Annotated in this window: 17 protein-coding genes and 2 tRNA genes; 15 read left to right on the top strand and 4 right to left on the bottom strand. The window is 67.5% G+C overall.

Annotated features, from left to right (window positions below; genetic code table 11):
• Positions 1-969 precede the first annotated feature (969 nt).
• The 8 genes from dnaN (at position 970) to ACFYY6_RS21430 (ending at position 11144) form a co-directional block, all read left to right on the top strand.
• Positions 970-2100, top strand: coding sequence for a DNA polymerase III subunit beta (gene dnaN, locus ACFYY6_RS21465; protein WP_073790880.1), 1131 nt, complete (start codon positions 970-972; stop codon positions 2098-2100).
• A 155-nt stretch (positions 2101-2255) separates the two neighbouring features.
• Positions 2256-3134 (top strand): phosphogluconate dehydrogenase (NAD(+)-dependent, decarboxylating), encoded by an 879-nt coding sequence (gnd, locus tag ACFYY6_RS21460; protein WP_351517580.1) that lies wholly within the window; start codon positions 2256-2258, stop codon positions 3132-3134.
• A gap of 90 nt (positions 3135-3224) precedes the next feature.
• Positions 3225-4355, top strand: coding sequence for a DNA replication/repair protein RecF (gene recF, locus ACFYY6_RS21455; protein WP_351517579.1), 1131 nt, complete (start codon positions 3225-3227; stop codon positions 4353-4355).
• Positions 4356-4387: 32 nt separating this feature from the next.
• Complete coding sequence (locus ACFYY6_RS21450) at positions 4388-4936, top strand: DciA family protein (RefSeq protein ID WP_351631240.1); 549 nt, start codon at positions 4388-4390, stop codon at positions 4934-4936.
• Positions 4937-5458: 522 nt separating this feature from the next.
• On the top strand, positions 5459-7600 hold the full coding sequence (gyrB, locus tag ACFYY6_RS21445) for a DNA topoisomerase (ATP-hydrolyzing) subunit B (protein WP_351517578.1): 2142 nt from the start codon (positions 5459-5461) through the stop codon (positions 7598-7600).
• A gap of 46 nt (positions 7601-7646) precedes the next feature.
• The gene (gyrA, locus tag ACFYY6_RS21440; protein ID WP_389194642.1) at positions 7647-10307 is read left to right on the top strand and encodes a DNA gyrase subunit A; all 2661 of its coding nucleotides are present in this window, start codon (positions 7647-7649) and stop codon (positions 10305-10307) included.
• A 93-nt stretch (positions 10308-10400) separates the two neighbouring features.
• On the top strand, positions 10401-11000 hold the full coding sequence (locus ACFYY6_RS21435; protein ID WP_351517574.1) for a DUF3566 domain-containing protein: 600 nt from the start codon (positions 10401-10403) through the stop codon (positions 10998-11000).
• Positions 11001-11070: 70 nt separating this feature from the next.
• Positions 11071-11144 (top strand) — tRNA-Ile (locus tag ACFYY6_RS21430).
• 352 nt (positions 11145-11496) lie between these two features.
• Here ACFYY6_RS21430 and ACFYY6_RS21425 read toward each other — a convergent pair.
• Positions 11497-11868, bottom strand: coding sequence for a DUF6344 domain-containing protein (locus ACFYY6_RS21425; protein WP_351517573.1), 372 nt, complete (start codon positions 11866-11868; stop codon positions 11497-11499).
• A 382-nt stretch (positions 11869-12250) separates the two neighbouring features.
• On the opposite strand from ACFYY6_RS21425, the gene ACFYY6_RS21420 reads away from it, so the two are divergent.
• Together ACFYY6_RS21420 and ACFYY6_RS21415 are read left to right on the top strand one after the other, a co-directional pair.
• Positions 12251-12385, top strand: coding sequence for a DLW-39 family protein (locus ACFYY6_RS21420; protein WP_003958712.1), 135 nt, complete (start codon positions 12251-12253; stop codon positions 12383-12385).
• A gap of 399 nt (positions 12386-12784) precedes the next feature.
• Complete coding sequence (locus ACFYY6_RS21415) at positions 12785-14176, top strand: hypothetical protein (protein ID WP_351517572.1); 1392 nt, start codon at positions 12785-12787, stop codon at positions 14174-14176.
• Between the two features lie 207 nt (positions 14177-14383).
• On the opposite strand, the gene ACFYY6_RS21410 is transcribed toward ACFYY6_RS21415, so the two are convergent.
• A complete protein-coding gene (locus ACFYY6_RS21410; RefSeq protein ID WP_388651491.1) occupies positions 14384-15817 on the bottom strand; it encodes a serine/threonine-protein kinase in 1434 nt (477 codons plus the stop codon).
• A gap of 154 nt (positions 15818-15971) precedes the next feature.
• Positions 15972-16520 (bottom strand): DNA-binding protein, encoded by a 549-nt coding sequence (locus ACFYY6_RS21405; protein WP_351517569.1) that lies wholly within the window; start codon positions 16518-16520, stop codon positions 15972-15974.
• 171 nt (positions 16521-16691) lie between these two features.
• Here ACFYY6_RS21405 and ACFYY6_RS21400 point away from each other — a divergent pair.
• Both ACFYY6_RS21400 and ACFYY6_RS21395 read left to right on the top strand, forming a co-directional pair.
• Positions 16692-16764 (top strand) — tRNA-Ala (locus ACFYY6_RS21400).
• A gap of 104 nt (positions 16765-16868) precedes the next feature.
• Positions 16869-18203 (top strand): tyrosine-type recombinase/integrase, encoded by a 1335-nt coding sequence (locus ACFYY6_RS21395; protein ID WP_389194638.1) that lies wholly within the window; start codon positions 16869-16871, stop codon positions 18201-18203.
• Positions 18204-18391: 188 nt separating this feature from the next.
• Here ACFYY6_RS21395 and ACFYY6_RS21390 read toward each other — a convergent pair whose 3' ends face one another.
• Positions 18392-18763, bottom strand: coding sequence for a hypothetical protein (locus ACFYY6_RS21390; protein WP_388651493.1), 372 nt, complete (start codon positions 18761-18763; stop codon positions 18392-18394).
• A 794-nt stretch (positions 18764-19557) separates the two neighbouring features.
• On the opposite strand from ACFYY6_RS21390, the gene ACFYY6_RS21385 reads away from it, so the two are divergent.
• The 3 genes from ACFYY6_RS21385 to ACFYY6_RS21375 all read left to right on the top strand — a co-directional run bounded on the left by ACFYY6_RS21385 (position 19558) and on the right by ACFYY6_RS21375 (position 23092).
• Positions 19558-20088 carry a hypothetical protein gene (locus ACFYY6_RS21385; protein ID WP_389194635.1) on the top strand — a complete coding sequence of 177 codons (531 nt, stop codon included), beginning with the start codon at positions 19558-19560 and terminating at the stop codon, positions 20086-20088.
• Between the two features lie 218 nt (positions 20089-20306).
• Complete coding sequence (locus ACFYY6_RS21380) at positions 20307-22661, top strand: glycoside hydrolase domain-containing protein (protein WP_389194632.1); 2355 nt, start codon at positions 20307-20309, stop codon at positions 22659-22661.
• Entirely contained in the window at positions 22661-23092 is a 432-nt protein-coding gene (locus tag ACFYY6_RS21375) for a hypothetical protein (RefSeq protein WP_388651499.1), read from the top strand. Before ACFYY6_RS21380 ends, ACFYY6_RS21375 begins: the two co-directional genes overlap by 1 nt.
• Positions 23093-23108: the final 16 nt, after the last annotated feature.

Below are 23108 nucleotides of genomic sequence, written 5' to 3'. Positions count from 1 at the left end.
GTACGTCGGCGCTTCTGCGCGGGCACGATGCGCTCACGGCCTCCGCACGCCGCTCCGAGCCTCTCCGCCGCCCCGCGTCGACGCCCGAATGCCCGTCCCGAGGCCCGGCCGGTGCCTCCTCTCCCCCCTGCGAAGCCTGTTCAAGGCCGGTTCGCGGCCCTTCCGGACCCCCTCCCCCGGCCACGACGCGTTCGCAGTGTTCGAATACCTGCCGCCCCAGACCTGTTCTCCACAGATCTGGGGAGATTTTCCCCTCCACAGCCTGGGGATCCAGAAGTTGTCCATACTGCTTCCACAGCAGTGGCTGCCGATGCTCCATCAGACCAGGTCACAGCCCTGGGGATTTGTGGCAAACAGTGATCCACAGCCTGTGGAAAAAATCTTTGCCCACAGGACGCTGCTGCTGTTGTCCACTGACACCCCACAGCTACGAGCCCGTTGTCCCCAGCCAACCCGGGCTTCTCCACACCCCTGTCCACTGTTCGGCAACGCGACACCGCTTCTCACTGCGCCGAGTGAAAGGCGTCACACCAAGAGGGGCGGTTGGGCTGTGGGGAACGCGGGTAAAACTGGGGACGGCTCTGGGGAGAAACCCCCCTGCCCTGTGTATCCGTTGTGCAGAACTTTCGAGTGTCCACAGAAGTGCCGGGTTCTCCACTGCGGCACCCACAGGGGCAGTGGACAAAAAATCGGCCCTGACCTGCGGCAACGACGTTATCCACGGTTTCCACAAGCCCTACTACTACTCCCACATAGAGTTAGCTCGGAATCCGTTTCGAAGCAGGGGCTGTGCACAACTCGGGGCCGACGCTCGCCGGACACCTCGCCGCGACTTGACCCCGAGCAGCACCGAGTGTCGGTGCCGTACGTCAGACTGGTCTCCGGCGTCATCCCGTCGTCATGGACGGGGGGCCCGATCAGATGTCGAAGGCCGGCAGGGCGAGCGAGCAACAGCAGGAGGCGGTTCCGGTGAAGATCCGGGTGGAGCGCGATGTACTCGCGGAGGCGGTGGCCTGGGTGGCCCGCAGCCTCCCGGCCCGTCCGCCGGCGCCCGTTCTCGCGGGCCTTCTGCTGAAGGCGGAGGACGGCGCCCTCAGCTTCTCCAGCTTCGACTACGAGGTCTCGGCCCGGGTCTCGGTGGACGCCGAGGTGGAGGAGGACGGCACGGTCCTGGTCTCCGGCCGCCTGCTCGCCGACATCTGCCGCGCCCTTCCCAACCGTCCGGTGGAGATCTCCACAGACGGTGTACGGGCGACCGTGGTCTGCGGCTCCTCGCGGTTCACACTCCACACCCTTCCTGTGGAGGAGTACCCGGCACTTCCGGAGATGCCGACGGCGACCGGAACCGTTCCCGGTGAGGTCTTCGCCTCGGCCGTCGCCCAGGTGGCCATCGCCGCGGGCCGTGACGACACGCTGCCGGTCCTGACCGGTGTGCGCATCGAGATCGAGGGCGAGACGGTCACCCTGGCCTCCACCGACCGGTACCGCTTCGCGGTCCGTGAGTTCCTGTGGAAGCCGGAGAACCCGGACGCCTCGGCCGTCGCGCTGGTGCCCGCCAAGACGCTGCTGGACACCGCCAAGGCGCTGACCAGTGGCGACACGGTGACGCTGGCGCTGTCGGGCTCGGGCGCCGGTGAGGGTCTGATCGGTTTCGAGGGCGCGGGTCGGCGCACCACCACACGGCTGCTCGAAGGCGACCTGCCGAAGTACCGCACGCTGTTCCCGACCGAGTTCAACTCGGTCGCGGTGATCGAGACCGCCCCGTTCGTCGAGGCCGTCAAGCGCGTCGCCCTCGTCGCCGAGCGGAACACCCCGGTGCGGCTCAGCTTCGAGCAGGGCGTGCTGATCCTGGAGGCCGGTTCGAGCGACGACGCACAGGCTGTGGAGCGGGTGGACGCGGTGCTGGAGGGCGACGACATCTCGATCGCCTTCAATCCGACCTTCCTGCTGGACGGTCTGAGCGCGATCGACTCCCCCGTCGCCCAGCTGTCCTTCACGACGTCGACGAAGCCCGCGCTGCTGAGCGGCCGTCCGGCGGTCGACGCCGAGGCCGACGAGGCGTACAAGTACCTGATCATGCCGGTGCGTCTCTCCGGCTGACCGGGCTCTCCGTGCCCCGCTCGCACGACGGTCGTCGGGGCCGGGACACCGACCACGGCGTGCGTGCCCCCGCCGGGCACGCACGCCGGTCCGTCCCCTTGCGGGCGTAGGCTCGGTCCCGGGTACGAATCGGCACAACGCTTAAGGAATCTCTGATGGAGCTCGGTCTCGTCGGCCTCGGCAAGATGGGCGGCAACATGCGCGAGCGCATCCGCCGCGCAGGCCACACCGTCATCGGCTACGACCGCAATCCGGACCTCTCGGACGTCGCGAGCCTGGAAGAGCTCGTGGGCAAGCTGAAGGGCCCGCGGGTCGTCTGGGTGATGGTGCCGGCCGGCGCCCCGACCCAGGCCACGATAGACGAGCTGGCCGGGCTCCTGTCCCCCGGCGACGTCGTCGTGGACGGCGGGAACTCCCGCTGGACGGACGACGAGAAGCACGCGGTCGAGCTGGGCATCAAGGGCATCGGCTTCGTGGACTGCGGGGTCTCCGGCGGTGTCTGGGGCCTGGAGAACGGCTACGCGCTGATGTACGGCGGCGACGCCGAGAACGTGGCGAAGGTCCAGCCGGTCTTCGACGCGCTGAAGCCCGCGGGGGACTTCGGTTCCGTCCACGCCGGCAAGGTCGGCGCGGGCCACTTCGCGAAGATGGTCCACAACGGCATCGAGTACGCCATGATGCAGGCGTACGCCGAGGGCTGGGAGCTGCTGGAGAAGGTCGACTCCGTCACCGACGTGCGCGAGGTCTTCCGTTCCTGGCAGGAGGGCACGGTCATCCGTTCCTGGCTGCTGGACCTGGCGGTGAACGCGCTGAACGAGGACGAGCACCTCGACGGGCTCCGCGGTTACGCCGCCGACTCCGGCGAGGGACGCTGGACGGTGGAGGCCGCGATCGACAACGCGGTCCCGCTGCCCGCGATCACGGCGTCCCTCTTCGCGCGGTTCGCCTCGCGACAGGAGGACTCCCCGCAGATGAAGATGATCGCCGCGCTGCGCAACCAGTTCGGCGGCCACGCGGTCGAGACCACGAAGTAGCCGCGACGGGTACGGAAAGGGGGTCGCCCCCGGCCCGTACCCCGGAGCACGAAGTACGGAGCAGTAAGCCGGGAAGGTCGGCGCACACCCATGCATGTCACGCATCTCTCGCTGGCCGACTTCCGCTCGTACGCCCGGGTCGAGGTACCTCTTGATCCGGGCGTCACCGCGTTCGTGGGGGCCAACGGCCAGGGCAAGACGAACCTGGTGGAGGCCGTCGGCTACCTGGCGACGCTCGGCAGCCACCGGGTCTCCTCGGACGCGCCGCTGGTGCGGATGGGCGCGGACCGGGCGGTGGTCCGGGCCGCCGTCACCCAGGGCGAGCGTTCCCAGCTGGTCGAGCTGGAGCTCAACCCGGGCAAGGCCAACAGGGCCAGGATCAACCGATCCTCGCAGGTCAGGCCCAGGGACGTACTGGGGATCGTGCGTACGGTGCTGTTCGCGCCGGAGGACCTGGCGCTGGTCAAGGGCGACCCCGGTGAGCGTCGGCGTTTCCTCGACGAGCTGATCACGGCGCGTTCGCCGAGGATGGCGGGGGTGCGTGCCGACTACGAGCGGGTGCTCAAGCAGCGCAACACCCTGCTGAAGTCGGCGGCGATGGCGCGCAGGCACGGCGGCCGGTCGATGGACCTGTCCACCCTCGACGTGTGGGATCAGCATCTGGGCCGGGTGGGCGCGGAGCTGCTGGCGCGGCGGCTGGACCTGATCGCCACGCTTCGGCCGCTGGCCGACAAGGCGTACGGGGACGTGGCGCCGGGCGGTGGTCCGGTGACGCTGGAGTACCGGAGCTCGGTCGGTACGGACGTGGGGTCGGCGGGGACGCGCGAGGAGCTGTACGAGCGGTTGATCGCGGCCCTGGAGCAGGCCCGCAAGCAGGAGATCGAGCGGGGCGTGACGCTGGTCGGCCCGCACCGCGACGATCTGCTGCTGGGGCTGCGCGGGATGCCGGCCAAGGGGTACGCGAGTCATGGCGAGTCCTGGTCGTACGCGCTGGCCCTGCGGCTGGCCTCGTACGAGCTGCTGCGCGGCGAGGGCAACGAGCCGGTGCTGGTGCTGGACGACGTCTTCGCCGAGCTGGACGCACGTCGGCGGGAGCGGCTGGCGGAGCTGGTCGCGCCGGGCGAGCAGGTGCTGGTGACGGCCGCGGTGGACGACGACGTTCCCGGTGTGCTGTCGGGTGCGCGGTACGCGGTGTCCGCGGGCGAGGTGGAGCGGCTGTGATCGGCCGGGGCGAGGCCGCCGGGGCCTCCGGGATGCCCGGGGAGGGGCTGCGGCCGGCGGGGGCGGAGCCGCCGGAGCCGTCGGGCGTCGATCTGGCCCGGGTGGCGCTGCGCGCGGCGAAGGAGCAGGCGCGGGCGCGCGGTGCCGCCGTGCAGCAGCGCAAGCAGGCCCGGCGGGGCGGAGGGCTGCGTTCCGGGGCGCGGGCCGACGGGCGTGATCCACTGCCGCTGGGCGCCGCGATCAACCGTCTGATCACCGAGCGGGGCTGGGAGACGCCCGCCGCGGTGGGCGGGGTGATGGGGCGCTGGCCGCAGATCGTGGGCGAGGACCTGGCCAAGCACTGCGTGCCGCTGCGCTACGACGAGGACCCGGACGAGCGGGTGCTGACGGTGCAGTGCGACTCGACGGCGTGGGCGACGCAGCTGCGGCTGCTGGCGCCCCAGCTGGTGGCCCGGCTGAACGCGGACCTGGGGCAGGGCACGGTGCGGATGATCAAGGTGCTGGGGCCGGGGGGCCCGCAGCGCCGGTTCGGTCCGCTGCGGGCCCCGGGGAGCAGGGGCCCCGGCGACACCTACGGCTGACGTGTACGTCCACGCCTGACGTGCCCGGCCCGGACTCAGGTCGTTCCGAGGGCTCCGGTCCGTTCCGAGGCGGCCCCCCGGACGGGGCGAGCGCCGGAGCGGGCCGTGGAGCCACGGGATCCGTTTCGTGGCCGTGCCGGTTCCGGGCCGCGGACCTGCGGGTTTCCGGTCCGGGGCGGTGAGCGGACCCGTTCTGCGGTCGCTTGGCGCGCCGTCCCCCGCGCCCGTGTCGTACGGCTGTGCGGCGGTCGAAACCATGAGGCGGAAGTGGGGCGTCCCTCACGGTAGCGGGTGGTTGACAGCCCGAAGCGCACAATGCCCGCGTGAGCCCCCTGGGGGCCCTTCCCGAATATGGGGAGTCGTCAGCCGCTCATTGAGGGCGGCACATGCGTACTCAGGTACCGGCAAACCCCCATGAGTGTCAGCGCTACCGGTAGACTGGTGGACAATCCCGCATTTCGCGGGAGTCGTCGATTACAAGCCGAACGACGCAGCCGCTCCGGACTGTCCGGAGGATGGCCTGTGCTGTGCCAGAAAGGGCGCTTCGTGGCCGATTCCGGCAACCCCAACGAGAACATTCCGTCCGCATCCGGTGAGAACGGCGGGGGCGGCGCTCCCACCGGGGCCGCTGCCCTCGCCGAGGCCGTGGCCACCGTCGGGGCGCCCGCCTCCGGCGAGGCCGCGGCCTCGTACGACGCCAGTGCGATCACCGTCCTGGAGGGCCTGGACGCGGTCCGCAAGCGACCTGGCATGTACATCGGCTCGACCGGTGAGCGCGGCCTCCACCACCTCGTGTACGAGGTCGTCGACAACTCGGTCGACGAGGCCCTGGCCGGGCACGCGGACACCATCGACGTCACGATCCTCGCCGACGGCGGTGTCCGCGTGGTCGACAACGGCCGCGGCATCCCGGTCGGCATCGTGCCGTCGGAGAACAAGCCGGCGGTCGAGGTCGTGCTGACGGTCCTGCACGCGGGCGGCAAGTTCGGCGGCGGCGGCTACGCCGTCTCCGGCGGTCTGCACGGTGTCGGCGTCTCCGTGGTGAACGCGCTGTCGACGCGCCTGTCCGTGGACGTCAAGACGGACGGTTACCGCTGGAGCCAGGACTACAAGTTCGGCGCGCCCACGGCCCCGCTGGCCCGCAACGAGGCGACCGACGAGTCCGGTACGTCGGTCACCTTCTGGGCCGACGGGGGCATCTTCGAGACCACCGAGTACTCCTTCGAGACGCTGTCGCGTCGCTTCCAGGAGATGGCCTTCCTCAACAAGGGCCTGACGATCCGGCTCACCGACGAGCGCGAGTCGGCCAAGGCGACGGCGGGCGCGGACGTCGCCGAGGTGGCCGAGGTCGCCGAGGAGGAGCAGGCCCGCACGGTCACGTACCACTACGAGGGCGGCATCGTCGACTTCGTGAAGTACCTCAACTCCCGCAAGGGCGACGTCATTCACCAGTCGGTGATCGACATCGAGGCCGAGGACAAGGAGCGCATGCTCTCGGCCGAGATCGCGATGCAGTGGAACACGCAGTACACCGAGGGCGTGTACTCCTTCGCGAACACGATCCACACGCACGAGGGCGGTACGCACGAGGAGGGCTTCCGCGCGGCGCTGACCGCGCTGGTCAACAAGTACGCGCGCGACAAGAAGCTGCTCCGTGACAAGGACGACAACCTCACGGGCGACGACATCCGCGAGGGTCTGACGGCGATCATCTCGGTGAAGCTGGGCGAGCCCCAGTTCGAGGGCCAGACGAAGACCAAGCTGGGCAACACGGAGGCGAAGACCTTCGTCCAGAAGGCCGTCCACGAGCACCTCACCGACTGGTTCGACCGCAATCCGAACGAGGCCGCCGACATCGTCCGCAAGGGCATCGCGGCCGCCACCGCCCGGGTCGCCGCCCGCAAGGCGCGCGACCTGACCCGCCGCAAGGGGCTGCTGGAGAGCGCCTCCCTGCCGGGCAAGCTGAGCGACTGCCAGTCCAACGACCCGACGAAGTGCGAGATCTTCATCGTCGAGGGTGACTCCGCCGGTGGTTCGGCGAAGTCCGGACGCAACCCGATGTACCAGGCGATCCTGCCGATCCGCGGCAAGATCCTGAACGTCGAGAAGGCCCGCGTCGACAAGATCCTGCAGAACACCGAGGTCCAGGCGCTGATCTCGGCCTTCGGCACCGGGGTCCACGAGGACTTCGACATCGAGAAGCTCCGCTATCACAAGATCATTCTGATGGCGGACGCCGACGTCGACGGCCAGCACATCAACACCCTGTTGCTGACGTTCCTCTTCCGGTTCATGCGTCCGCTGGTCGAGGCCGGACACGTGTTCCTCTCCCGCCCGCCGCTCTACAAGATCAAGTGGGGCCGGGACGACTTCGAGTACGCGTACTCGGACCGGGAGCGCGACGCCCTGGTGGAGCTGGGCAAGCAGAACGGGAAGCGGATCAAGGAGGACTCGATCCAGCGCTTCAAGGGTCTCGGCGAGATGAACGCCGAGGAACTGCGCGTCACCACGATGGACATCGACCACCGGGTCCTCGGCCAGGTCACGCTGGACGACGCGGCGCAGGCCGACGACCTCTTCTCGGTGCTCATGGGCGAGGACGTCGAGGCGCGGCGCTCGTTCATCCAGCGCAACGCCAAGGACGTCCGCTTCCTCGACATCTGAGTCGGCCGCACCAGCCAGCCGCCGCTCGAAAGGACTTTGACCAGCAATGGCCGACGAGAACACCCCTGTGACACCCGAAGAGGAGCCCGCCGTCGCCGGTGTGGGCATGCGTGTCGAGCCCGTGGGGCTCGAGACGGAGATGCAGCGCTCCTACCTCGACTACGCGATGTCCGTGATCGTCTCGCGTGCGCTGCCGGATGTGCGGGACGGTCTCAAGCCCGTCCACCGCCGGGTGCTGTACGCGATGTACGACGGCGGCTACCGGCCCGAGAAGGGCTTCTACAAGTGCGCCCGTGTCGTCGGTGACGTCATGGGTACGTACCACCCGCACGGCGACTCGTCGATCTACGACGCCCTGGTCCGCCTGGCGCAGCCGTGGTCGATGCGGATGCCGCTGGTGGACTCCAACGGCAACTTCGGTTCCCCGGGCAACGACCCGGCCGCCGCCATGCGGTACACCGAGTGCAAGATGATGCCGCTGTCCATGGAGATGGTCCGGGACATCGACGAGGAGACCGTCGACTTCCAGGACAACTACGACGGCCGCAACCAGGAGCCGACGGTCCTGCCGGCCCGTTTCCCGAACCTGTTGGTCAACGGCTCCGCGGGTATCGCGGTTGGCATGGCGACCAACATCCCGCCGCACAACCTGCGCGAGGTCGCGGATGGCGCGCAGTGGTACCTGGAGCACCCGGAGGCCTCGCAGGAGGAGCTCCTGGACGCCCTGATCGAGCGGATCAAGGGTCCGGACTTCCCGACCGGCGCGCTCGTGGTGGGCCGCAAGGGCATCGAGGAGGCGTACCGCACCGGCCGCGGCTCGATCACGATGCGCGCGGTCGTCGAGGTCGAGGAGATCCAGAACCGCCAGTGCCTGGTGGTCACGGAACTCCCGTACCAGACCAACCCCGACAACCTGGCGCAGAAGATCGCCGACCTGGTGAAGGACGGCAAGATCGGCGGGATCGCGGACGTCCGCGACGAGACCTCCTCGCGCACCGGTCAGCGGCTCGTCGTCGTGCTGAAGCGGGACGCGGTCGCCAAGGTCGTGCTGAACAACCTGTACAAGCACACCGATCTGCAGACCAACTTCGGTGCCAACATGCTGGCGCTGGTCGACGGCGTGCCGCGCACGCTCTCGATCGACGCGTTCATCCGCCACTGGGTGACGCACCAGATCGAGGTCATCGTCCGGCGCACGCGGTTCCGGCTGCGCAAGGCGGAGGAGCGGGCGCACATCCTGCGCGGTCTGCTCAAGGCCCTGGACGCGATCGACGAGGTCATCGCGCTCATCCGCAGCAGTCAGACGGTCGAGGTGGCGCGCGACGGCCTGATGGGCCTGCTGGAGATCGACGAGATCCAGGCGAACGCGATCCTGGAGATGCAGTTGCGTCGGCTGGCCGCCCTGGAGCACCAGAAGATCACCGCCGAGCACGACGAACTCCAGGCGAAGATCAACGAGTACAACGCGATCCTGGTGTCGCCCGAGCGGCAGCGGAAGATCGTCAGCGAGGAACTGGCGGCGATCGTCGAGAAGTTCGGCGACGACCGGCGTTCCAAGCTGGTGCCCTTCGAGGGCGACATGTCCATCGAGGACCTGATCGCCGAGGAGGACATCGTCGTCACGATCACGCGTGGCGGCTATGTGAAGCGCACGAAGACGGACGACTACCGCTCGCAGAAGCGCGGCGGCAAGGGTGTGCGCGGCACGAAGCTCAAGGAAGACGACATCGTCGACCACTTCTTCGTGTCGACGACGCACCACTGGCTGCTGTTCTTCACCAACAAGGGCCGGGTGTACCGCGCGAAGGCGTACGAACTCCCGGACGCCGGGCGGGACGCGCGCGGTCAGCACGTCGCCAACCTGCTGGCCTTCCAGCCGGACGAGCGGATCGCCCAGATCCTGGCGATCCGCGACTACGAGGCCGCGCCGTACCTGATCCTGGCCACGAAGGGCGGTCTGGTGAAGAAGACCGCGTTGAAGGACTACGACTCCCCGCGTTCCGGTGGTGTCATCGCGATCAACCTCCGCGAGACGGGCGAGGGTGCCGAAGGCGCCGCCGACGAGCTGATCGGCGCGGAGCTGGTGTCGGCCGAGGACGATCTGTTGCTCATCAGCAAGAAGGCGCAGTCGATCCGGTTCACGGCGACGGACGAGGCGCTGCGCCCGATGGGCCGTGCCACCTCGGGCGTCAAGGGCATGAGCTTCCGCGAGGGCGATGAACTTCTCTCGATGAATGTTGTCCGTCCGGGCACGTTCGTGTTCACTGCCACCGACGGCGGTTACGCGAAGCGGACTGCCGTCGACGAGTACCGGGTTCAGGGTCGTGGCGGCCTCGGCATCAAGGCTGCGAAGATCGTGGAGGACCGTGGCTCGCTGGTCGGCGCGCTGGTGGTGGAGGAATCGGACGAGATCCTCGCCATCACACTGGGCGGCGGCGTGATTCGTACACGAGTCAATGAAGTCAGGGAGACGGGCCGTGACACCATGGGCGTCCAACTGATCAATCTGGGCAAGCGCGATGCCGTCGTCGGCATCGCACGCAACGCCGAAGCCGGCCAGGAGGCCGAAGAGGTCGAGGGGTCCGAGGAGGGCACCGGGGCCGCGACGGCGGAGTCTGCCGAGAGCACGGTTGAGAGCACGGCCGTGAACACGGCCGAGGGCAACGCCGGGGACACGTCGTCCCCGGCAGGGGAGCACGAGGAGTAGAGCGTGAGTGGAGCCACGGGCGCCGGTTCGGCCGCTTCCGGAGCTGGAGCGAACGGTGCCCGTGGCCCCGCCACGGACTCCCAAGGGGGCACTGTGACGGACACCCGGGGGCCTCAGCCCCAGTACGAGGGCTACGCGACCGGGCCGTTGCCCGGCAAGCGCGAGCCCGCACCGGAGCAGGCGAGCGGGCCGTACCACCCGCCGCAGGCGTACCCCTCGCCCGCGGGCGGGACCCGGGGCGGCGACCGGCCGAACGGCACGCAGGGCGGCGGCGCCGCGCAGGCGGCCCGGATGCCGCGGACGGGGGCGCGGACGACTCCGCGTACCCGCAAGGCCCGTCTGCGGGTGGCGAAGGCCGACCCGTGGTCGGTGATGAAGGTGAGCTTCCTGCTCTCGATCGCGCTCGGCATCTGCACGGTGGTGGCGGCCGCGGTGCTGTGGATGGTGATGGACGCGATGGGCGTCTTCTCCGCCGTGGGCGGCACGATCAGCGAGGCCACCGGCTCGAACGAGAACAACGGCTTCGACCTCCAGTCGTTCCTGTCGCTGCCGCGGGTCCTCCTCTTCACCTCGGTCATCGCGTTGATCGACGTGGTGCTGGCGACCGCGCTGGCCACGCTCGGCTCGTTCATCTACAACCTGTCGGCGGGCTTCGTGGGTGGTATCGAGCTCACGTTGGCCGAGGACGAGTAGCGCGCGGGGTATCGATTTTGGGACTGGCCCCGACGTGCGCTAATCTTCAGAAGTCAGCGCGCAGCGCGGAGGGGCTATAGCTCAGTTGGTTAGAGCGCATCCCTGATAAGGATGAGGCCACAGGTTCAAATCCTGTTAGCCCCACAGTGAAAGTCGAAGGCCCGGTTCCTCTTCGTAGGAACCGGGCCTTCGGCGTGTGGTCGGGCCGGTGTGCGAGTGGCGCGACGTGCGCCGGCGCCGGAGGATCGACACCGTTCGGCGCGGGACGGACGGGGCGGATCGACAAGGGACGGAGCGGCGCGGGAAGAACCGACGTGGGGCGGATCGGCTCGGTGGTCTGCTCCGGCGGCCGGTTCGGCACCGGGCGGTCGGCCGAGTGCCCGGCGACGGTCGACGGGTGGTGCGGCGAGCCGGGGGCGGGGGCCGGAGCGCGTGAAGAAGCCCCCGTCCGGTGCGAACCGGTCTCGGGGGCTCGTGCGATCGGCCGGTGCCGCTTTCAGGGCGGCAGGAGGGACGCGTCCCCCGCCGGGGCCCGGAGGGTGGTGCGAGCGGGGCTCATGGTCGCCGCGGTGTACGCGATGTCCGGGGACAGACGTCTCGCGGCGGGCGAGGAGCCGTGTGCCTCTGCCTGGATGCGCTGCTTCATCGTCGGTGGCAGCGATCTGTCCCGCGGAAGCGTCCATCGGACGGACGGGGCGGTCGCGGTTGCCGCGGTCGCACCGGCGTGCTCGTGGTTCGTGGCGGTCGGCTCCGCGGCGCTCTGCTGCGTGGCCGCCGCGGGGGTGTTCATGAGTCCCAGGGCGGCGAGGAGCGCGAAGAAGGCGGTGACGAAGGCGGTCCAGATGCTCTTGGGCGTGAAGGTGCTCATGGCCCCTCGCTTTCGGGCTATCCGTTTTACTTACCTTTCCGATGATGTGGACGTGGGTCGTGATTTCGTGGACCGACGCTGCGAATCCGTCGATCTTCAGATGAACACCACTCGTCTGGTGCAACCGGCCTCGACGGGCTTCTGCGAGGCGTTCGGCGCGGCCCCGCCTTCCGGGTCGCACCGGTCCCCGGTGTGCGCCGTGGGGCGGCCTCCGGGGCTTCGCCGGAGCGATTCGCCGGGTGGCCACCGGCCCTGGGGGGCTCGAGTGATCGCTTTGCCTGCGGCGCCAGTTGGGTCGCGGGCAGGTCACCGATCGATATCGGCCGGTGTGTATAGTCGGGCGGCAGAAGTCCCCTACGTCAAGGAAAGACGAGGTCGCGCGGTGAAGAAGCTTCTCCTGGTCGCACTGGCCGCCATCGGCGGGCTCCTCGTGTACCGCCAGATCCAGGCGGATCGCGCCGAGCAGGATCTGTGGACGGAGGCGACTGACTCCGTGCCCGCAGGTTCGGGTGTGTGAGACAGACAGCCTGATTGCGGGCCCCGGTCGCTGAGCGGCCGGGGCTTCGTGCTGTTGCGGCGCCGGAACATCCCTGCCTCCCGGGGCGTCCACGCGAATCCGTCCACGCGAATCCGTCCACGCGAATCCGTCGGCGTGAAGCCGGGGAGTGCGGGCGGCCGGGGCGCGGATGACAGGGGCGCGTAGGGCGACGACGCGGTCGGCGAGCGTGCGGACGGCGACAACGCGGACAAGACGGGCAATCGGATCGGCGTCGGAGACAGCGGTGGCGCGGGCGGGGCAGGATGGACCGGGATCGCGACCAGCTGCCGGGGCGGGCGCCGTGGCGGTGATCGCGTGGCCCGTGTCCGTACGCCCCGGCGTCGCGGGCGGGCCGCACGGACGACGAGGGGAAAGCGCGTGATGAGGCAGCGCAGCAGGGGCCGGGTGGCGCTGGCCGCGGTCACGGCGATGTGCGCGGCGGTGGCGCTGCCGACGCAGGCGTACGCGGCCGGGAAGGACACCGCGTACGCCTTCGATCCGGGTGCGAAGAGGATCAGCGGCGCGGAGGTCAGCATCGAGGCGTCGCCGCTCGCGGCCGGGTCGGTCTACCGGAGCTCGATCAAGGGCGGCGAGAAGCTCTACTACCGCCTCGACCTCGACGCGAGGACGAACGCGTACGTCTCCGTCGTGGCCGTGCCGAAGGGCGGCGGCCAGGTCGCCTACGGGGACGGCTTCACGGTCAGCGTCCGCGACAGCTCGGACCGGCAGTGCAGCTACGAGACCGCCCGGTTCGGGTCGGCGGAGTTCCCGCGCCCGATCGCCGCGTACGCCCATCGCACCGTCGACAAGGACAGCAGCGCCTGCCAGGAGGCCGGGACGTACAGCGTCCTGATCGAGCGGGAGAGCAAGGACACCTCGTCACCCGACGCCTGGGACCTGGAGCTGCGCTACGCGTCGGAGCCGCAGGTGAGGACGGGCGGTTCGATGCCGACCGAGGCGCCGGAGAACTGGCCGTCGGAGTCGCCGGCCCCGCCCACCGCCACCCCGCAGAAGCGCTCCGGCGGTACCAGTTACCACGACGCGACCGGCCTGGAGACCGGCGAGTGGCACGACGACATCGCGCCGGGACAGACCCGCTTCTACTGGGTTCCGGTCGACTGGGGACAGCAGCTCTTCGCCACCGTCGACCTGGGCAACAACAACGCCTCCACCGAGTTCGTCGGCAGCGCGCTCACGCTGTCCCTGGACAACCCGGCCCTCGGACACGTCGACGACGCGTCGCCGCTGTCGTACTCCGGGAAGTCCACGTCGGTGTCGCTGGACCCGCTGCCCCCGGTGGCGTACGAGAACCGCTACTCGTCCACCGGCAGCGTCGGCGCCATGCGGTTCGCCGGGTGGTACTACCTGTCGGTCACGCTCAGCCCCAAGGTGGCGGAGGCGTACGGCGACAAGGCGATTCCACTCAGCCTCAAGGTCACAGTGAAGGGCAACGCGGACAAGTCGCCGTACGCGGGGGACGCCGGGATCTTCTCGGTCACTGGCAGCGACAAGGACATGGCGAGGAGCGGGAAGAAGGCATCCGAGGCCACCCGGAGCAGCACCATGAGGACGATCGGTGTGGCCGGGATCGGCGCGGGTGTCGTGCTGGTGCTCGGACTGGGGGTGTGGACGCTGCTGGCCCGGCGCCGGGCCGCCACGGCCCCGGCCCCCGCCGGACCGGTGCCGGGCGGAGCCGTGCCCGGGGCGCCGGGCGGACCGGCGGGCGACGGCCGGTCGCCGTACGGAGGACCGCCACCGCAGGGCTGGTAGTCGCCGCGCGCGGCGACGCCTGGCAACCGCCGCGCACGGGAGGGGCTCGGTATGTACGGGACGGTTGCCGGTGTGCGTACGGGACGGGCCTCGGTGCACGGGACCACGGGACGGCCTCGTGCGCAGGGGCCGGGTCCCGGCGTACCGGACGGTTGTCGGTGTACGGGGGACGGGTCCCCGCGTACAGGAGGCTCCGGGGTCTCGTGCTCAGCTCTGGGCCAGCGCCCAGATGCCCACGGCGAAACAGAGCAGCGCCACCACCAGGATCGTGACGGCCACCTTCGGGGGCGGCCCCGGACGCCTCGTCGGCGACGGAGCAGCGGTGTGGGCGGGCGGTGCCCCCGTCGGCCCCGGCCCGGGGAACGGCGGCTGTCCGGCGGTGTACGCGCGGGTGAGGGCGGGGTCGCTGCGCACCCCGGCCGTGGGGAGCTGCGAGACATCCGGTGCCGGTGCCGGGTAGGGGGCGGCAGCTGAATGCGGCGGGTGCGGTGCGGGAGGTGTGGCCGCGGGTTCCGGGGTCGGCGCCGGCGGCCTGGGAGGCGGCGGGAGATGGAAGCTGCCCGTCTCCGACATCGATATGGGCGCCTGCGCCTGGGGCGCCGCCGCGGACGGCTGTCCCTGGTCGGTCGCCCACGCCTGGCCGGTCGGTCGTCCCTGCGCGGTGGGGGCCGGCGCGGTCCCGGATTCCGACGGCGCGGCCCCGGGGACCGAGGGGGACGACGGCGCGGGCGGATCGTCCTGGACGTCCGTCCGGGGTTCGGCGACCGGTCCCTCGGGGCCGAATCCGGCGGGCAGCGGCCCGATCTGGTCGAAGACCTCCACCGGTTCGTCGTCGGGGCCGGGCTCCGGCAGCATCTCGACCGCCGCCGACAGCGCCTTGCGCGCCCCCGTCGCCGTACGGAAACGGGCCTGGGGATCGGGTTGCAGCAGCCCGGCGAGGACCTGCCACAGAGGTTCGGGAATGCCTTCCGGGGCGCCGGGGGTGCCGTACGCGGCGAAGTGCTCGACGATGCCCCGCGCGTCCGGCTTCTTCCCCTGGAGCAGATACAGCGCGACCAGGCCGACGGCGAACAGGTCCGCGGGGAAGTCGGGTTCCGCGCCCATCATCTGCTCGGGAGCGAAGTAACCGGGCGTCCCCACCACGTAGTTGGTCTCGGTGAGACGCGGCTCGCCCTTCCGCATGGAGATGCCGAAGTCGGACAGCCGCAGATGCGGCCGGCCGGTGCCGGTGGCCTCCAGAAGGACGTTGGCGGGCTTGATGTCCCGGTGCACCACGCCCTCCGCGTGCACCGTGGAGAGACCGGACAGCAGCTGGTCGAGCAGCACGCACACGAAGCGCGGCGGCAAGGGTCCGTAGTCACCGATCAGATGGGCGAGCGAACCCCCGCTCACCAGGTCCATGGTGAAGAGCACCTTGTCGTCGTCCGCGGCCCAGCTGGCCGGGGCGAGCACATGCGGGTGCTCGATCCGCAGCGCCTGCTCGCGAACGAAGCGCAGCAGTGTGTGGGCGTCGCTCTGCTGGAGGACCTTGGCCGCCACGTAGCGGCGGCGACGGTGGTCCCAGGCACGCCAGACGGCTCCGACTCCACCCCGTCCGATCGGATCGATCAGTTCGTACCGACCGGCGAAGACCTCACCCATTGCGCTGCGTCCGCTCCCCGTCCCTGACTCCCGGCCGGGCTCACACCCGGCTCATGCCCCGCCCACGCCCGTTCTCCGCACTTCTGCGTTCCGTGCGTCTTCGCGTTCCGTGCGCTTTCGCGTCCCGTGTTCCGCGTTCCGTGAACGCGCCGCGTCAGCCCTGGTGCCCTTCGTAGTGCGCCACCGCGTCCGCGGTGCGTCCCGCGCCGTACACCTTCAGGAACTCTGCCAGTTCCGGGTGGGTCGGGGCGAGGGAGTCCGCGGCATCGATGATGTCGCCGGCCGCCGCGACGGACCGCAGCAGCGACTGGATCTCGCGCACCACGCGCCGGACGGTCGGGGCGCCGCCGGTGTGGGAGGTCTGGCTGGTGGCGGTGAGGACGGAGCCGCCCTGGGACTTCTTGATCTCTTCCATGCGGTCGGTGGCCTCGCCCGCGCTGACGCTGCCGTCGGCCACCTGACCTGCTAGTTCCTGGAGGGCCTGGACGCGCTGGACGACCGCGGGGTTACCGATCTTCGCGCGCTGACCGCTCATCAGCTGGGAGAGCATGGGGGCGGACAGACCGAGGACTGCGGCGAGCCGGGCCTGGTTCAGGCCGAGGTCGTCGATCAGGCGGCGGAACAGGGCCCCGAGAGGTTCTCCGTACCAACTGCGCTGAAGCTCCCTGGCTCTTGCCGTCGCCTCTTGCTGAGCTGCATCCATGGCGTCTCCCCTTCGCTGCCGCTTCGCTGCTGCGAACCTCGTCGTGCATCTTACGGAGAGTGGTTGCCGACCGGGAGTCCCCATCTTTTTGCGAGATTCCCGGGAGTACCCGGTACTCTGGTCTGCGGCGGTGGCCGAGGCGCGGAAACGTCCGGTGTTGTCCGCCTATTCGGGGCCTTAGCTCAGTTGGTAGAGCGCTGCCTTTGCAAGGCAGATGTCAGGAGTTCGAATCTCCTAGGCTCCACACGCCGAGAGCCCTCTTGACCTGCGGAAACGCGAGTCAAGAGGGCTCTTCGTGTTCATAACGTCAGCAACACGTCAGCATCGATCTGATTTACGGTGCGGGGCATGGCGTACGTGAAAAACAGGGTCAGACGGGACGGATCGGTCTACTACACCGTGATGTGGCGAGCTGGCGGCACTGCCGGAGGGAAGCAGGAGTCGGAGGTCTTCGACGAGGAACCGGCCGCCGAGCGCTTCAAAGATCTGGTCAACGGGCACGGCCAGAACTGGCCCCTCGGCTGGATTCGCGGGCAGGGGTTCGTTGCCGACCGGCGCCGGACGGAGACGATGTTCGAGCCCTTCGCTCTCGCCTATGTCGATCGGCTTACCGGCATTCAGGGCGATACGCGTACAAAGTACAAGAAGGACATACAGGCGAACATGGTCCCCTGGTTCGGCCCGTACTCCGTCGAGGACGGAGAGGGCAGCATCCTGCGGACCATGGTCCAGGACTGGGTCAACGACCTGGAAGCCGGACGCCTCGCTCCACTCGATGCCCGCGACCGGAAGCCCCGCACCGCGTACGCGCCGAAGACCGTCCACGACAAGCACGGCTTGCTCTTCGCGATCCTCCAGTCCGCCGTCGATGCGGAACCGTCACTGCGGGCCTCCAACCCGTGCTCGAAGACCCGTCTGCCTCGTCTCGACGGAGCCGAGGACGAGGAGGAGATGGTCTTCCTCGAACGGGAGGAATGGGCCTGGATCCATGAATGCCTCCGCGACGACGCCAAGGATCTTGCCGAGACCATCGCCGAGACCGGCTTCCGCTGGGGCGAGGCGACTGCCCTTCAGCCCCGAGATCTCCGGCGACGTAACGGACGCCCCGCCATCCGCATCCAGAGGGCATGGAAAAAGGACGAGGACGGCAAGTCCGTGCTTGGCCCCCCGAAGACCCGGAAGTCGCGCCGGACCATCGTCATCACCCACAAGTTGGATCAGATGCTCCGGCGCCGCGCCAAGGGTCTGGCTTCCGACGCTCTGATCTTTACCGGTCCCGAAGGGGGCAAGTGGGACCCCGGAACCTTCCGCCGCCTGCGCTGGGTGCCCGCGATCGGGCTGGCCGCAGAGAAGTACGGCCTCATCAAGAAGCCGCGCATCCATGATCTCCGTCACTCGCACGCGTCGTGGCTGATCGCCGCGAAGGTACCGCTGCCGGCCATCCAGGGGAGGCTGGGGCACGAGTCCATCACCACCGCCGTGGACCGGTACGGCCACCTCCTGGACGCCCTGGACGACGAGGTCATGGCGGCCGTCGAGTGGGCCATGGACCCGACCGCGCCGATGCCTGGCTTCCTGAAGGGTGCAGGTCTCGCATCCGCGGCGGACGAGCTCCCCCAGGTGCCCCGCCAGTGCTCTGGCGTGGCGCAAGAAACCAAAATGGACGCGAGCGGCGTGGCTTAAAATAAGAGCATCATCGGTACGGGCCGCTCCGTGCCACAGTCCGAAGGACGGGCCGCGAAGGCTCTGCCGCGCCTCCGGATGGGTGAAGAGTGAAGACGCGAATGGCCCATCCAGCACACTGGATGGGCCATTCTGCGACGCAATTACGAGGCCGAGTTTCTGGAGCGGCGCCCGCCGGATGCTCTTGTTTATTTGAACTCGTCCCTCGATATACGAATGATGGTCACCTGCGGGTTCTCGGGGACCGGCTTCCCGGCATCGGAGACTTCGATTTCAACGGGCCACGAGCCACCCGGATAGACGCCGACGACATCAGTGGTGACACGCCCTGTCGTGCTGAATCCTCCCGAACCTTCCACACGAATATCCACCTCGTAGAGTGCCCGGTCCTTTCCGGTGTTGACGATCTCTACGGGGACGGTAAGCCCCGCGCCGGAGCGGATAGGGGTATATACGTTGACATCCCCCTTTGAGGCGATTACCTCCTGGAAGTTCTGACCAGCTGCGCCGGTTGAGGACGGCTTGGGGCTCGTCGACACTTCCTGGGCGGCGTTGGACACCCGCTCCTTGGAGGCGGAGTCGGCTGAGCCCGACGAACCGGCGTGCGCAGACGAGTTGGAGGCCGGGGCAGAGGTGGCCTGCGTATCGCCGCAGCCTGCCACCAGGGGGATCGATACCAACGCTGCGGCTATCAGTGCGACGGCCGACCCTCGACGCTTCATGCGGCCGTGCGAGTCAGGGGATTCAACTACGGGAGGGAACATGGTCGACCTGACCTTCGGTGAGTCTGGGATTTTTCGTTCGAGCGGCCCGTTGGTGTGCACAGCCGTGAGGAGGCCATAAGGCTTCACGAGTCTCACCTTGTCACCCTAGCTTCAATCTCAGTGGCTCAAGAACTACTCGGTAGGGCGAATTCCGGACAGTGAGATCGCGCCAGCGGTGTTGTTTCTGGCGTGAAGTGGCACAAGCGCCCGCAGTTCCACGCAGCCTCCATGAGCGTTGCCGTTTGGGCTTCGGGTCGGCCTGGTATCAACTGAAACCTTTTGGCCAACTTAATCCCAGGTGGTTCACAATTTCACCCACTTCTAGGATGTGATGTGCATCACCGGTCATCGAATTCGCTTGAGCGTAGCGCAGCCGGAGCTTCCCCTTTGTCCATTTCGCCCCACTGGACGGAAGGTGTCCGCTCACTTGCAGTGATGGCGGAATCTTATCTTCCATTTCTCGATTAAAGATCCTGTAGACACTTGGTGAAGAGTCTGTCTATGTTTAGCTTTAAATTTTCCTGGTCGGCTCGCCCGGCGGCCTCATCAAAATGGTCGCTTGAGTCGACATGAGAAAGGTGCCGTGAGTAATGCGCGTGAAATTTGTTGCAAAATCTGCGGCCATGGTGACTGCGGCTGCTCTAGGCTTTCTCGGTCTCACCGTTCCGCAGGTTTTCGCGGTTGGCCAGGCCGATTCTCGGGTCGCGGCCGGTGCGGACAGAGAGACCAAAGATATCGCTGAGGAGAATCCCGAAGCGGTAGTAGCGGCAGCCACCGTTTGTGGTACCGGATATAACCTTTACTATGCGGAGCGTCTTCCGGATGCTACACGCAAGGGCACTCTCTTTACCTACATAAAGGGAACCGACGGTGCCAGCAACGACACGCCCACCTGTGCCATCTTCGAGAACAATACGGGTTCCGTGAAGTGGATGAAGGTAAAGCTCTGTTCGAACTACACGGCGGAAGGCTGTGAAAGTGATGAGGGTAACTTCAGCGAGTATGCGGGACCCGTTTATCGCGATCACGGAGGATGTGGTCAGGTGACTGCCCTGATGAAGAGCACATCGGCATCGACAACATACATCGTTAATGCAGTGAGGTCCACAACAAGCTGCTAATGATCAGACTCTCATGACGGTTCGCCGGCCTCGTCGGCGAACCATCGCTTCATGTATGTGTGCGGCCAGGCAGGACGGTCCGGCGTGACCACCTTCGGTTTGACTTGGTGTGGTCCGTAAAAGTAACGGCCACCGGATCGTCGGGTCGTTCACCTGTGCCGATCGTGACGGCGTGTGAATGTTCGTTTGAATAACGTTTAAGAGGGGGGTTGGTGTTCGTGGCTGATGCGAAGGTCCTTGAGGGGCAGAAGTGGGTCAATGCCACCTATGCCGGGGTTTCGGGGTATGTGAAGTGCCCAGAGAATGGGCAGACCGGCTGGTCGACCATGAACTCGTTTATCATGGGTCTGCAGCACGAGTTGGGAATCAGTCCCGTGGTCGCCTCATTTGGGGAGGCGACCATGAGCAAGCTTGAGGCGTACAAGGACATCTCGGACGCGGACCAGAACAAAAACATTCGCCGCATCATCCGCTATGGCCTCTTCTGCAAGGGTTATTGGGGTGAATCCGGGGACACCTTCAACGCCGACGCGCTTGAATCGATGAAGCAGAACATGGGCATCTGGCAAAATGGCCAGGATGCGTACAACCGATCGGTGCAGGCCAAGGTGTTCAAGGCCCTGCTCACCATGGACGCCTACGTCGTGGTTGCTGGCGGCACGGAGAAGATCCGCGGGATTCAGCAATGGCTCAACGGTCGTTACTGGGAGAAGTCCGCCTACTACATCGGCCCGTGCGATGGCTTGTACTCTCGCGACGTACAGAAGTCTCTGGTGATCGCCCTTCAGTACGAGATGGGAATCGCCTCTCCGAACGGCAACTTCGGGCCCGGCACCCAAGCGGCTTTGAAGAACCACACGCTCGCCGAGGGTGCGACCGGCATCATTGTGAACCTGTTCACCGCCGCGTGCGTGTTCAACGAGCCAGTGCCTGTCGGTGACGCCGGGGTACGTACCGCCTTCACCTCCACCTTCAGCTCGAACATCACCGAATACGTGAAGCTGTTCCAGGAGTTCTCGTATCTCCCTCAAAAAACCGGCAAGGGTGACTACGACACCTGGTGCCAGCTGCTCGTGTCCATGGGCAACCCCGACCGTGCGGTGACCGGCGCCGATACTCGGTTCGTCATCAACGCCGACCGAGCCAAGTGGCTCAAGAACAACGGATGCGAGATCGTCGGCCGGTACCTGTACAGCCCGGACCCCAACTTTGAGAAGGAGATCAAGCCCGGCGAGCTCGAAACCATTCTCGCCGCTGGCCTGAGGTTCTTCCCGATCATGCAGGTTCACGGGCGGGACGTGACTGAGTACAACTACACCACCGGCTTCCAGCACGCTCTGATAGCGCATCAGCAGGCGACCAAGTTCGGTATCCCGCGCGGGTCGGTCATCTACTTCGCGGTGGATTACGACGCCACCCAGGACCAGATGGACCCCTACATCGTGAAGTACTTCAACGGTGTGGTGGCCGGCCTCGCGGACCAGGGCAAGAAGTACGTCCACGGCGTGTATGGGTCGCGGAATGTGTGCATCAACGCCACTGAGAAGACCTACGCCCGGTACTCATTCGTCTCCGGTATGTCCTGGGGCTTCTCCGGGAACCTCGGCTTCCCTCTGCCGGCGAACTGGTCGTTGAACCAGATCAAGGAGATCAGCGGCATCGAGATCGGCGGAGAGGGAGGAAAGATCGACCTGGATCACGACGTGTGGCGCCCGGACAGCGATCCCGGCGTGTCCTCCCTGACCGCCACCGCGTCCCCTGCGGCGGATTTCATGGTCTACATCGACCAGCTGTATGGCACCGCCCAGGACTATATTGCTGCTCACTCCACCAGTAGGAGCCCGTCCCAGTTGGTGATGGAGTTCGCTCGCCACGCAAAGTACGGCGGCAAGGACTGGGGCTTGTTGATCGGTTCCTACGACAAGGACTGGGTCGCCTACGCCAAGAGCAAGGGCCACACGGTGAAGAAGCAGTTCACTGACCCCAACTCCGGCTACGAGCTCGGCGCCGAGCACCTGATGGCCACCGCTAACGGGCATCTGCTCATCACCCAGCCCACGAACCCCAAGTCCGTGAACGGCGGGGATATCGCCGGGTGGGGCGGCGACTGGATGACTTTCTACGCCAACTGGCGTAATGACGAAGAGAAGTACGCATCTGGCAAGGCCTACTGCGACGCGAAGCTTGCCAAACCGGGCGTTTCTTCTTCCTTCGGATTCACCGACCTGATCGAGGACGCCGACGGCTACCTGATCGCCCGCGCCTGCGCTGCCGGGACTCCGATCAACCAGATCGTGCGGGAACATTACGGCAACGGTGGCGGTCATCTCACCCGGTTCACGCAGTATTTCAACAAACGCTTCTTCACCGCAGCAGACTGCAAGGACCAAGCGTACAACGATCTGACGATGGAACACCCGATCTTCGATCTCGCGCGCGGCGCGCTGATCATAGCCGCCGGGGCGAAGTCCCCCACAGTGCTGGCGAACGAGCCCGGCGGCTTTGACAAGCTGCAGAGCTTCTGCCAAGGGTTCACCGACGCAATCGTCGCAAGAGCAGGCGCCGAGTCCTGATGCTCGAACTCATCCTCACAGGTCTTGTCCTGGCCATCCCGGCAGGGCTGCTGATGCTGCGTCGTGGCGCGAAACGGCCTCCACCGTGGCACAAGCAGCCTGTCGCACTCCTCGGTGCCGCTCTGATCTCCGCAAGTCTCACGGCCGTGGTGTGGGTTTTCGGCATCTTCTCAGGCGGTCTGGACGCTCAGGAAACCTGCGAGCTTACCCTCCACACCACCTACGACCAGGCGTGGCGGGACCGTACAGGTGCGGATGGCACGTCGTACTTCCCGGTGTCCGACGCGTGCAACGAGCATGTCAGCCTCGTGCCCGCATGGGTGAACCCAACGATCCTCATTCTCGCTGTCCTCGCCATCAGCGCTCTTGTTCTTGCTCTCTTCCGGATTGCTTCCGCGATCCTCCACAGAAAGGAGTTGGTCTCCTCGTGAGCGGTATAACCAGTCG

The organism is Streptomyces sp. NPDC001750 (assembly GCF_042892615.1).
In the GTDB taxonomy this organism is placed as follows: domain Bacteria; phylum Actinomycetota; class Actinomycetes; order Streptomycetales; family Streptomycetaceae; genus Streptomyces.
The sequence above is the reverse complement of the archived record's forward strand: the minus strand, read 5'-3'. Positions and strand labels throughout refer to the sequence as shown.